10 protein-coding genes, 1 riboswitch and 1 other annotated feature are annotated in these 11,800 nt (G+C 39.0%); of the genes, 7 read left to right on the top strand and 3 right to left on the bottom strand.

Annotation, left to right across the window (positions count from 1 at the left end; translation table 11 throughout):
• Positions 1 to 45 precede the first annotated feature (45 nt).
• Entirely contained in the window at positions 46 to 1,638 is a 1,593-nt protein-coding gene (gene pckA / locus ACGTNH_RS07670; RefSeq protein ID WP_394586084.1) for a phosphoenolpyruvate carboxykinase (ATP), read from the bottom strand.
• A gap of 566 nt (positions 1,639 to 2,204) precedes the next feature.
• Positions 2,205 to 2,324, top strand: a riboswitch (SAM riboswitch).
• 191 nt (positions 2,325 to 2,515) lie between these two features.
• Between pckA and metK the strand changes: the two genes are divergently transcribed.
• A complete protein-coding gene (gene metK / locus ACGTNH_RS07675) occupies positions 2,516 to 3,715 on the top strand; it encodes a methionine adenosyltransferase (protein ID WP_394586086.1) in 1,200 nt (399 codons plus the stop codon).
• A 37-nt stretch (positions 3,716 to 3,752) separates the two neighbouring features.
• On the opposite strand, the gene ACGTNH_RS07680 is transcribed toward metK, so the two are convergent.
• Entirely contained in the window at positions 3,753 to 4,268 is a 516-nt protein-coding gene (locus ACGTNH_RS07680; RefSeq protein WP_394586087.1) for a gamma carbonic anhydrase, read from the bottom strand.
• A 64-nt stretch (positions 4,269 to 4,332) separates the two neighbouring features.
• Here ACGTNH_RS07680 and ACGTNH_RS07685 point away from each other — a divergent pair, with 64 nt between their 5' ends.
• Together ACGTNH_RS07685 and tbcS are read left to right on the top strand one after the other, a co-directional pair.
• Positions 4,333 to 5,103 (top strand): alpha/beta hydrolase, encoded by a 771-nt coding sequence (locus tag ACGTNH_RS07685; protein ID WP_394586088.1) that lies wholly within the window; start codon positions 4,333 to 4,335, stop codon positions 5,101 to 5,103.
• A gap of 14 nt (positions 5,104 to 5,117) precedes the next feature.
• Positions 5,118 to 6,191 (top strand): tetraprenyl-beta-curcumene synthase, encoded by a 1,074-nt coding sequence (gene tbcS, locus ACGTNH_RS07690; RefSeq protein WP_507161307.1) that lies wholly within the window; start codon positions 5,118 to 5,120, stop codon positions 6,189 to 6,191.
• On the opposite strand, the gene mnmM is transcribed toward tbcS, so the two are convergent.
• Entirely contained in the window at positions 6,192 to 6,764 is a 573-nt protein-coding gene (mnmM, locus tag ACGTNH_RS07695; protein WP_394586089.1) for a tRNA 5-(aminomethyl)-2-thiouridylate-methyltransferase MnmM, read from the bottom strand.
• A gap of 84 nt (positions 6,765 to 6,848) precedes the next feature.
• Between mnmM and ACGTNH_RS07700 the strand changes: the two genes are divergently transcribed.
• The 4 genes from ACGTNH_RS07700 to ACGTNH_RS07715 all read left to right on the top strand — a co-directional run bounded on the left by ACGTNH_RS07700 (position 6,849) and on the right by ACGTNH_RS07715 (position 11,426).
• Complete coding sequence (locus ACGTNH_RS07700) at positions 6,849 to 7,718, top strand: WD40 repeat domain-containing protein (protein ID WP_394586090.1); 870 nt, start codon at positions 6,849 to 6,851, stop codon at positions 7,716 to 7,718.
• Between the two features lie 215 nt (positions 7,719 to 7,933).
• Positions 7,934 to 8,144, top strand: a binding site (T-box leader).
• Between the two features lie 81 nt (positions 8,145 to 8,225).
• Positions 8,226 to 10,640, top strand: coding sequence for a leucine--tRNA ligase (gene leuS, locus ACGTNH_RS07705; RefSeq protein WP_394586091.1), 2,415 nt, complete (start codon positions 8,226 to 8,228; stop codon positions 10,638 to 10,640).
• Positions 10,641 to 10,758: 118 nt separating this feature from the next.
• Complete coding sequence (locus ACGTNH_RS07710) at positions 10,759 to 11,070, top strand: rhodanese-like domain-containing protein (protein WP_394586092.1); 312 nt, start codon at positions 10,759 to 10,761, stop codon at positions 11,068 to 11,070.
• Between the two features lie 20 nt (positions 11,071 to 11,090).
• Positions 11,091 to 11,426, top strand: coding sequence for a rhodanese-like domain-containing protein (locus ACGTNH_RS07715; RefSeq protein ID WP_394586093.1), 336 nt, complete (start codon positions 11,091 to 11,093; stop codon positions 11,424 to 11,426).
• Positions 11,427 to 11,800: the final 374 nt, after the last annotated feature.

Genomic DNA, 11,800 nt, shown 5'->3' on the forward strand with positions numbered 1-11,800 from the left:
CCATGCACGGTTTTTTCTATATATTAAGGAAATGAGGAAAAATAATTATTCTTTGCCGTAATTCGGTCCTGCATTCGCAATTTCAGTACTTGCATGTTTAAACTTCTTGAAATTCTCATGGAATTGATTGGCAAGTTCATGAGCTTTTTCATCGTATGCTTGAGAATCCTCCCACGTTTTCCTAGGAATTAATACATCATCAGGAACTCCTGGACAATGAACTGGAATGTTTAAGCCAAATACAGGATCGGTATACGTGTCCGCGGAATTTAATTCTCCTTCGAGTGCCGCGTGAATCATTGCTCGTGTGTAGGTGAGTTTCATTCTCTGACCTTCTCCATAAGGCCCACCTGTCCATCCTGTATTTACTAAATAGACGTCTGAATTAAACTGGTCTATTTTTTCTCCGAGCATTTCTGCATAAACAGAAGGAGCTAATGGAAGAAATGGAGAGCCGAAACAAGCGGAGAACGTTGCCTGGGGGGAAGTTACCCCTCGTTCGGTTCCTGCCAATTTGCTGGTATAGCCGCTAAGAAAGTGATACATCGCTTGTTCTTTCGTTAACTTACTTATAGGGGGGAGCACGCCAGTTGCGTCAGCCGTAAGGAAAACAATCGCATTTGGATGACCCGCCACACTTGGAACAATAGTGTTCTTAATATGGTGAAGCGGGTAGGCAGCTCTCGTATTTTCAGTTAACGTTGTGTTGTCATAATCAGGCTGCTGTGTTCCTTCTTGTAAAATAACATTTTCCAATACAGCGCCAAAATGAATAGCATCAAAGATTTGAGGTTCTTTCTCATAAGAAAGGTTGATGCATTTTGCATAACAGCCGCCTTCTATATTAGAAATTCCATAATTCGACCAGGCATGTTCATCATCTCCAATTAGTTTACGATCGGGGTCTGCCGATAAAGTTGTTTTTCCCGTTCCTGAGAGCCCGAAGAAAAGAGCGACATCTCCTTCTTTACCAACATTAGCTGAACAATGCATTGAGAGCACGTTTTGTTTAGGTAAGACATAGTTCATAACTGAAAAAATAGATTTTTTGATTTCCCCGGCATATTCCGTTCCTCCGATTAGCACGACTCGGTGTTTAAAGGAAATCATAATGAAAGCTTCTGAGTTTGTACCATCTACTTCGGGATCAGCTTTAAAAGTTGGTGCAGAGATGACAGTAAATTCAGCATCATGGTGATTTAAATCGTTTTGGTCAGGACGAATAAACATTTGGTGAGCAAATAAGTTATGCCAGGCGAACTCATTAATCACTCGTAAAGGTAGGCGGTATCTTTCGTCTGCACCGGCAAAACCGTTAAATACAAAAAGTTCATCACGTTTTTTTAAATAGTCCAACACCTTATGATAAAGCTTTATAAAAGTGAGTTCGTCAATGGACTGATTGACTTTTCCCCAATTTACATTCTTAGTAGATTCTTCATCCTTAACAATAAATTTATCGTGTGGAGAACGACCAGTATATTCACCTGTAGTTGCTTGAACCGCTCCACTATTAGTCAGGGTGCCTTCTTTACGTGAAAGGATTTTTTCTACTAGTTGTGGGACTGATAATTGGTGATGAACATTTGATTCATTTAATAGTTGAGATAAATCAGACATCTGATTAATTGCGCTCATATGTGTCTACCCGCCTTTACTTTAAAGATTTGGTGCTACTTTGAGATAAAGTATAACACATTCAATTTATTAGTCCATACTATTGAATGAAATTGCTTTCTTTTTATTTTATTAATCATTGAGCTATATTGTTATTGATGGAAAGTAATCGGCATTGTGAAAATCGTTTAGGAGACAAAACTGTTGATTGACTTATCAGAGCAAAAGGAATTTAAGGTATTGGATCAGTTTTTCGTACTGCTCTGAAATTGTTTCAAAATCTTGAGGGCATGTTTGAGGTTGAATCTTATTACAGGGATAGTATCACTAAAAAAATTCAAATAGTAGCACCAATAAGGAAGCCTTGTAGAGGCTATTAAACAATAAACGGCTCTAACTTTATGGATAGGTCTTATAATGTCTATTCCCGGACTAGGTAATAAAAGAAACTTATTTTATCGAGATGGTTATAATCGTTATAAAATGATTAAAGACACGTGGCAAAAACGGCTCCTGTTCCCTTTCATAATGGGAAAACTAATTGACATGGTTGCGGGATTTCGATACTATTAGTCCGAACGGATACTCTCTTATCCAGAGTGGTGGAGGGACAGGCCCAATGAAGCCCGGCAACCCGTCAGACATCTGACATGGTGCCAACCTGCAGCAAGATCCCTATTTTTCCAGGAGATCTTGGACGATAAGAGCGAAAGGAATAAGTACCTTTCCTCTTTTAGAAGGAAGGGTTTTTCTTTATGTACACAATATACATCCTTTCATATAATAATTTATTTAACTATAAAAAAACGAGAAGTTTTCCTTTAAGTTAAACTTCTATAAACATACTGGAAAGAGTTCCGTCCAAACTTTGTATTTACAGAAGGAGGAGTTTTAAAGAATGCCTGCTAATCGCCGGTTATTCACATCAGAATCAGTAACAGAGGGGCATCCTGATAAAATCTGTGATCAAATTTCTGATGCGATATTAGATGAAATTTTAAAAAACGACCCTAATGCAAGGGTGGCATGCGAAACTACAGTAACAACAGGACTCGTCTTAGTTTCAGGGGAAATTAGTACAAATACGTACGTGGATATTCCCGCTATCGTTCGAAGAACAATAAAAGAAATCGGTTATACGAGAGCCAAGTATGGTTTTGATGCCGATACTTGTGCCGTACTAACGGCTATAGATGAACAGTCACCAGACATTGCTGGTGGTGTGGATGTAGCATTGGAATCAAGGGAAGGTCAGATGAGTGAAGATGAAATAGAAGCTATAGGGGCAGGAGACCAAGGCTTAATGTTTGGTTTTGCGAATAACGAAACGGAAGAATTAATGCCTCTTCCTATTTCTTTAGCACACAAAATTGCAAAACGCCTATCCGACGTAAGAAATGATGGTACTTTAAGTTATTTACGCCCTGATGGTAAAACACAAGTTACTATCGAATATGATGAAAAGGATCAGCCTGTAAGAGTCGATACAATAGTGATTTCAACTCAGCACGCTGAAGAAATCACCTTAGAGCAAATTCAGCACGATTTAAAGAAACATGTTATTAATCCTGTGGTTCCTAGTCAGCTGATTGACGAACAAACAAAGTATTTCATTAATCCCACTGGACGATTTGTAATTGGTGGACCTCAAGGAGATGCAGGATTAACAGGACGAAAGATTATTGTGGACACTTACGGCGGATATGCTCGCCACGGCGGAGGAGCTTTTAGTGGGAAAGATGCAACTAAGGTAGACCGTTCAGCAGCCTACGCTGCTCGTTACGTAGCGAAAAACATAGTTGCTGCGAAATTAGCTCAATCCTGTGAAGTACAGCTTGCTTACGCTATTGGAGTAGCTCAGCCTGTATCTATTTCAATCAACACATTCGGCACTGGTAAAGTACCTGAAGAGATGCTTGTTTCAGCTGTACGAGAATTGTTTGACTTACGACCGGCAGGCATTATTAAGATGCTTGATCTTAGACGTCCCATTTATCGTCAAACCGCAGCTTATGGTCATTTTGGCCGGACAGATATTGAGTTTCCATGGGAACAAACAAATAAAGCTGAGTTATTAAAAGAAAAGCTGAATAAATAATAAAATGGGCGCCGTTTAATGATCGGCGCCCATTTTATTAGGAAGACTGCATGCCTTTGTAAACCTGGCCTTTATCTACATAACTAGCTCTTATCCGGTTCAGTTCTTGGTAATCTTCTTCAGTTAAATCACGTACAACTTTTGCTGGTCTTCCCAAAGCCAAGGTGCGTGGAGGGATAACTTTTCCAGGTGGTACGAGACTTCCGGCTCCAATAAAAGCCTGTTCACCAATTTCTGCACCATCCAAAATTATCGACCCCATTCCAATGAGTGCTTTCTCTTTAATATGGGCAGAATGTAAAGTAACCTGATGTCCTACCGTTACCCCATCTTCTATTTTTAGTGGGATATCAGGGCTTTGGTGAAGCATACTTAAGTCTTGGATATTTACTTTATTTCCAATATAAACTGGAGCTACATCTCCCCTGATGACTGTTTTAAACCAAACACTACATAAGGATCCAATCGTAACATCCCCTGTAATCACTGCGTCGTCAGCAATAAAGGCGCTATCGTCTATCATCGGCCTCTTTCCTTTATATTCGTAAATCATAGCGAACCCCCTTATAATTATGATAAATTCAGTATAACAAATAGAGGATAGGGAGAACGATGGAATGACAGGTGAAAAAAGAGCTACGATTATAATAGTGCATGGAGCCTTTGAACACGCAGGCCGTTATGTCCATTTAGTAAAAAAGCTGGAACAAGATGGCTTTGAAGTTAAGATAAATGATCTTCCAGGCCAAGGTATGTCAGAGGGCAAGAAAGGACATATTCGATCCTTTAATGATTACATAAAAAAAGTGAGCGAGTGGGTCGAAGAAGCGGACAAAGATTTACCTGTCTTTTTGTTAGGGCATAGTATGGGGGGGCTTATTGTAACAAGAACACTTCAACAATTAAAAATAACTGTAGACGGCGTTATATTATCCTCTCCAGCTTTTAGTATAAAAAATGGAGCGAGCAAACCCATGGAAGTTTTATCGAGAGGATTAAATATCGTGTGGCCTGCCTTTAAGGTATCATCTTCTTTAGCGCCAGAGACGGTTACAACCAATCAAGAAATGATCGCAAGTGATCAAAGTGATCCATTAATCATTGATAAAGTGTCCGTAAGATGGTACATCGAATTTCAACGCTCGATAAAAAAAGCTTTTAAAGAGGTAAAATATTTTCCTGATATCCCATTACTTATTATGCAGGCAGGAGATGACTTGATTGTAGACCGCCGACGAACATATCAATGGTTCAATTTAGTGTGTACTTCCGAAAAATTTTATAAAGAGTGGCCTGGCTACTATCATGAAATATTTAATGAAGTGAAGTGGCAGCAACCATATCTTTATTTGTATAATTTTATACAACAGCAACTGATCAAGCAGTAAAAGGAGAGGTTAATGTGGGTGAGAAAGTTCCTACACGTGCATTCCCATTAATGGTTCGCGTTTATAAGCAAGTTTTTCCTTATGTTCACAAACAATTGAGTCACTGGAGAAAAAAAGCCGAAGCCATACCAAACCAAGAATTAAAAGACCAGGCAGTAGCCAGCATTAAATTAAAAACGTTTCATTGTGAGGGGGGCGGGATTTATTCTCTGCTTGCTAAAGAAAATTGGAGGGAGGCTGTGCAGTTTATTGTAGCATATCAAACCATCAGTGATTACTTAGATAATCTGTGCGACCGGAGTACCTCAATGGATCCTCAGGATTTCCGTATGCTGCACCATTCTATGACTGATGCTCTTAATCCATCTAATGAACTTAAAGACTACTATTATTACAGAGAGGATAAGGACGATGGAGGTTATTTACATTCCTTAGTGCTGACGTGTCAAAAAGTTTTAAGAAATGTGCAGGACTATCCAAAGGTGAACGCCTATACTACTCAGTTAGGCGGTTTATATAATGACTTGCAAGTAAATAAACATGTACGGGTAGAAGAGAGAATCCCAAGGCTTAAAAGCTGGTATGAACATTATCGGAAAGAATGTCCGCATCTAGAATGGTATGAATTCTCTGCCTGTACGGGATCCACATTGGGGATATTTTGTTTAGTCTCGTACACACTTAGTGGTGATATGACGGAACAATTAGCTGAGAAAGTCACAAGCAGTTACTTTCCTTATATGCAGGGTCTCCACATCTTGCTTGATTATTATATCGATCAAGAAGAAGATGAGAAAGAAGGAGATCTAAACTTTTGCGCGTACTATGAACATGAAGAATTAATGAAAGAGCGATTCGTTTATTTCGTCGAACAAACCAACCGCTCAATTAAAGACTTACCACACCCTTCATTTCACGAAATGATCCATGAGGGGCTGGTAGGTTTATATTTAGCCGATCATAAAGTGAAAACGTTAAACCAGGCAAAGGGGTTTGTGAAATCACTCCTGCGAGCTAGTGGAAGGAAAGCCACTTTCTTTTACTTCAATACTAAAATGTATAATAAACTAAGAGCCATCCATTCATAATTACTTCTTTTCAACGGCAACTATAAATGGTGGAAAATTTTTTTGATTGATAAACCCATATTGCAAGACGCTGTAATCTTTTTGATCAAGGTGTTGAACATACTCGAGGAGAGCATCTTTTTCCTCTTTGCCTCCTGGATGTCCATGATAAACTACTAAAACAATGAGACCCCCTGGGGCTAAATGCTCTAAAATTAAACTTACTGAAGAAATGGTTGGGTCTGGTTTAGTTACAACCGATTTGTCACTGCCCGGGAGGTAACCTAAGTTAAAGATGGCTGCTTTTAGACGGGAAAGAGCTTCATCAGGAATAGTTGATTCGATTTGGTCATGACTCACTTGAAAGAGTGTAGATCGATCAGCTAAATGGTTGCTCTGCAATCTTTCAAGTGTATGGTCAATCGCCTGCTTTTGAATGTCATATCCATATACATGTCCTGTCGAACCTACAAACTTACATAATTGAACCGTATCGTGTCCATTGCCGCAAGTACCGTCAATAGCTACATCACCTTCAGTTAGCGCTTCTTTTATTAATTCATGAGCAAAGGGTAAAACTCGTTTTAGTTTCATAAATGTGGGGCTCCTTTAAATAATACTAAATACTGAATTATTTTAGCATGAACCATCTGTTTATAAAAGAAAGGGAGAGGGTTAATGAACGTACGATTGATAAAGGCTCATTCTTCACATGTTAATCAACTAAAATATCATCCGGATGAACGTTTTCTTCTTTCGGCGGGATTTTCTGGAGAGTTGTTTTTATGGGATATAGATACACAAGAAAAAATACAAGAATATAAAGGTCATGAGAAAACAGTTAATTGTATTCAATGGATTGACGATGGACGGAAGCTGATTTCAGCCTCAGGGGATGGAAAGATACTAATGCATGAAATCTCAGCCTCCTCCCCTTTTAAAAGCTGGCAGGATTTAAAGTCAGGAGTCAGTCATCTTCGTTTTACATATGATGGACGCTTTTTGCTGACGAGTAACAAATCATCAATGTTAAGAGTTAGAGAATGGCCTGAAGGAGATGTAGTGGAAAAGTTTAAAAGTGATCAACAGAACAGCGGGGTTCTAGCTGCTGCTACAAAGGAACTTCATGCTATAATAGGAGGGGGCGGCTCAAAACTCAGACGTTTTTTAATACCTTCAGGGGAAGTGTTAGCAGAATTCGAAGGACACGAGCGTGCTACTATGAATGTTGAATTTTTTGATTCTGACCGCCATGGTGTGTCTACAGGGTTTGATGGCAAGTTAATTCTGTGGGACATGGAAGCGCACCAAAAGTTAGAGTCGCACTCCATAGGGGGTGAAGGGTATTATACAATAGCCATTTCACCAGATGAAAAAGAGGTAGCTATAGCCATGCCATATCGATTAACCAGGGTTCAATTAGAAAATTTAAAAATGCAGCATTATGATCTCACTGCAAAAGGAAATTACTGTGTTGACTACTTACCTGGCGGAAAGCAGTTGGCTATAGCATCTGCGGATAAAACGATCAGACTCGTTGAATTGTAAAGCTTTATTTATATCGATGCTTATTTTCGGATTGCACGACTCGTTTTGGAGTGTTTATTGTGCGTTTTACACCACTTTTGGGAGGTGAGCCCGGTCTGCGAATAGGTTTCTTCATATACTACCTCCTTAGTCACACATATTCCCGGGGTAAATCTCTTTATAAACGTAAGAACTTGACAAAGAGTTTTGCATTCAATAATATACAGAATAGATATGTAACGACGTTGAAAAGGAATAGTAATAAATCCCCCAAGATATAGAGAGGCAACGGATGGTGGAAGTTGTTCTTGGGCCTTTGTGAACTCACCTTGGATGTCGAAGAAGTGAAAAAGAAACTTCTTCCGGTTTAATCACCGATATCGATTACAAGTGAACGTGATAACGTTAATTTGGGTGGTACCGCGGGAGAAGTCTCTCGTCCCTTATTTTGGGATGAGTGGCTTTTTTTCTTTATTTTTGCAGATTTTAAAAGATACTTACTGACTTTATAAATGAGGAGGAAGGCAAATGGCATTTAATCATAAAACGATTGAAAAGAAATGGCAAAACTACTGGTTAGAACATAAAACTTTTAAAACGGATGCGGAATCAAGTAAGAAGAAATTTTACGCTTTGGATATGTTTCCTTACCCATCAGGTGCTGGACTTCATGTGGGCCACCCTGAAGGTTATACGGCTACTGACATTTTATCGCGGATGAAAAGAATGCAAGGGTACGAAGTTCTGCATCCCATCGGATGGGATGCGTTTGGGCTCCCTGCAGAGCAGTATGCTCTTGATACTGGGAATGATCCTGAAGAATTTACTAAACAAAATATTCAAACGTTTAAGCGGCAAATCCAAGAATTAGGTTTTTCTTACGACTGGGAGCGTGAAATTAATACTACAGATCCTCATTATTACAAGTGGACCCAATGGATATTCCTTAAACTTTATGAAAAAGGATTGGCTTATATTGATGAAGTAGCGGTGAATTGGTGCCCTGCACTGGGGACAGTACTTGCCAATGAAGAAGTGATCGATGGAAAAAGCGAACGTGGGGGACACCCTGTGGAACGCCGCCCCATGAAACAATGGATGCTGAAAATTACTGAATATGCGGATCGTTTGTTAGAAGATCTTGAAGATTTAGATTGGCCGGAGAGCATAAAAGATATGCAGCGAAACTGGATAGGAAAATCTGAAGGTGCTGAAGTTGTTTTTGAAATTGCTCATCATAACGCTGCATTCGATGTGTTTACGACTCGTCCGGACACCCTTTATGGAGCAACTTATGCTGTATTAGCACCCGAGCATCCGCTAGTCGCTCAAATTGTAACGTCTGAGCAGAAAGACCAAGTAAATCAATACATTCATGACGCTCAAAATAAAAGTGAATTAGAAAGAACAGACCTAGCCAAGGATAAAACAGGTGTGTTCACCGGAGCGTATGCCATTAATCCGATTGATGGAAATAAATTACCGATATGGGTTGCAGACTACGTTTTAATGAGTTACGGCAGCGGTGCAATAATGGCTGTACCTGCTCACGATGAGCGTGACTATGAATTCGCTAGCAAGTATGACTTACCTATTATTGCTGTTGTTGAAGGTGGAGACATTGAAGAAGAAGCATACACTGGGGATGGGAAGCACATAAATTCAGGTATGTTAAATGGCCTTGACAAAGAAAATGCTATTGAAAAAACGATTCACTGGCTTGAAGAAAACAATAAAGGAAAAAGAAAAACAACCTATCGACTTAGAGATTGGTTGTTTAGCCGTCAGCGTTACTGGGGAGAGCCGATTCCAGTGATCCACTGGGAAGATGGTTCAATAACAGCCGTGCCGGAGGAAAAACTGCCTATTCGCTTACCGAAAACTTCAGAAATTAAGCCGTCAGGCACTGGTGAATCCCCGTTGGCTAATATTGATGAATGGGTAAACGTTGTTGATCCAGAAACAGGAATGAAGGGTCGCCGTGAAACGAATACAATGCCGCAGTGGGCAGGAAGCTGCTGGTACTTCCTTCGTTATATAGACCCTTTAAATGATAAAGCTTTTGCAGACTACGAGAAACTGAAAAAATGGCTTCCTATTGATGTATATATAGGTGGGGCAGAACACGCAGTATTACATCTTCTTTATGCTCGTTTTTGGCACAAAGTTTTATACGATGTGGGTGTTGTCCCTACGAAAGAACCGTTCCAAAAACTATTTAACCAGGGAATGATTTTAGGCGAAGGAAACGAAAAAATGAGTAAATCTAAAGGGAACGTAGTAAACCCGGATGATATCGTGAACACTCATGGTGCAGATACGCTGCGGTTGTATGAGATGTTTATGGGACCTTTAGAAGCATCAATTGCATGGTCTACAAATGGTTTAGACGGTGCCAGAAGATTCTTAGATCGCGTATGGCGACTATTTACTGATGAAGGAAAGCTTGCTAGTGCTGTCAAGGAGAATAGTGCTGATACCTCCATGGAAAAAACTTATCACGAGACCGTACAGAAGGTGACCGAAAACTTTGAAGAACTTCGTTTTAATACTGGGATATCACAAATGATGGTATTTATTAATGAAGGGTATAAAGTAGAAGAAATTCCTAAAGAATACGTAGAAGGCTTTGTGAAACTTCTATCTCCAGTAGCCCCTCATCTAGCAGAAGAACTGTGGGATATACTAGGGAATACGGAAAGTATAACTTTTGAACAATGGCCGATGTATGATGAGTCTAAACTTGTGGAAGACGAAATAGAAGTTGTTATTCAAGTTATGGGGAAAGTTCGAGCTAAAATGATGGTTAATGCAGACGCCTCAAAAGAAGATCTTGAAAAAGCTGCTTTAGAACACTCAAATATCCAAGAATGGCTTGAAGGAAAAACTGTACGTAAAGTAATTGCAGTACCTGGGAAGTTAGTTAATATTGTAGCTAACTAACCATCAAAGACTATCCTCTTGTAGGGGATAGTCTTTAATATAGTTTTAATTTCTTGACTAGCTTCATTAATTTAATAGAATAAAAATGGAAGTATCTAATTTTGAAGGAGGAATCTTAATGAGTGAAGTGAAAATTATGACACCTGAAGAATTGCAAAAAGCTTTAGATGAAAATAAAGAACTTAATATAATAGATGTTCGTGAAAATGAAGAAGTAGCTCAAGGAATGATTCCTACTGCACAGCATATTCCTTTAGGAAATGTACCGGAGGAAGTTAATAACCTTGATCCCAAAAAAGAATATGTTATGGTTTGCAGGTCGGGAAGAAGAAGTATGAATGCATCCGAATTTCTTAATGAAAAAGGCTTTCAAAAAGTTCATAATCTTGAAGGCGGAATGTTAGACTGGAAAGGTGAACTTGTATTCTAAGGTAAGGAAGGGCTTATATAATGCTGGAATTTAGTATCGTATTAATCGTGTTCTTGGTTTTTTTTATGGTCAGAGGTCTTTATCAAACTTTTGCTTTAAAACCATACAAAAATCAATCGACTTCTCGCGATAATTTTTGTGTAATTGACATACGTGACTATATATCTGCCCATCGTTCACCTTATCCAGGTGCAGAAAATATTCCATTAAGTTATTTGCAGCGGGCATTAAAGGAACGGCTTCAGTGTACAAAAGATATACTTTTAGTTACTGATGACAAACGAGGCGCAAAATTAGCTGCTCGTATGATCCGCAGAAAAAGAGGGAAAACGATTTATTATGTAAAGGCAGTGTAAGAGTAAAAAAACCAAAGCTGACTATCGCTTTGGTTTTCTTGTTTTTGTTGTTGACTTTAATATTGATTTTAGTTACGATGGGTATCGTTGCTCATTTGAGCGGCTTAGTTCTATCAATCAATTATATTGAGAAAAAAACTTTTGATAGTATTGACATATTTTGAGGAACTATGATAGAATTTATTTACTGTCGCAAGGCAGTTCATTGATCTTTGAAAACTGAACGAACCAACCAGTACGTCAAGATTTCTTTCTATAGTATAGAAGGAAGTAAAACAAGCACATTCGGTGTGCAAATGAGCAAGTCATTCTCAACTTTTATGGAGAGTTTGATCCTGGCTCAGGACGAACGCTGGCGGCGTGCCTAATACATG

Origin of the sequence: Halobacillus sp. B23F22_1 (assembly GCF_043497005.1) — a bacterium.
Lineage (GTDB): Bacteria > Bacillota > Bacilli > Bacillales > Halobacillaceae > Halobacillus_A.

Bases quoted from the DNA above. Each gene is read 5' to 3' on its own strand.
- pckA (WP_394586084.1), bottom strand. From the start codon at position 1,638: ATGAGCGCAATTAATCAGATGTCTGATTTATCTCAACTATTAAATGAA.
- metK (WP_394586086.1), top strand. From the start codon at position 2,516: ATGCCTGCTAATCGCCGGTTATTCACATCAGAATCAGTAACAGAGGGG.
- ACGTNH_RS07680 (WP_394586087.1), bottom strand. From the start codon at position 4,268: ATGATTTACGAATATAAAGGAAAGAGGCCGATGATAGACGATAGCGCC.
- ACGTNH_RS07685 (WP_394586088.1), top strand. From the start codon at position 4,333: ATGACAGGTGAAAAAAGAGCTACGATTATAATAGTGCATGGAGCCTTT.
- mnmM (WP_394586089.1), bottom strand. From the start codon at position 6,764: ATGAAACTAAAACGAGTTTTACCCTTTGCTCATGAATTAATAAAAGAA.
- ACGTNH_RS07700 (WP_394586090.1), top strand. From the start codon at position 6,849: ATGAACGTACGATTGATAAAGGCTCATTCTTCACATGTTAATCAACTA.
- leuS (WP_394586091.1), top strand. From the start codon at position 8,226: ATGGCATTTAATCATAAAACGATTGAAAAGAAATGGCAAAACTACTGG.
- ACGTNH_RS07710 (WP_394586092.1), top strand. From the start codon at position 10,759: ATGAGTGAAGTGAAAATTATGACACCTGAAGAATTGCAAAAAGCTTTA.
- ACGTNH_RS07715 (WP_394586093.1), top strand. From the start codon at position 11,091: ATGCTGGAATTTAGTATCGTATTAATCGTGTTCTTGGTTTTTTTTATG.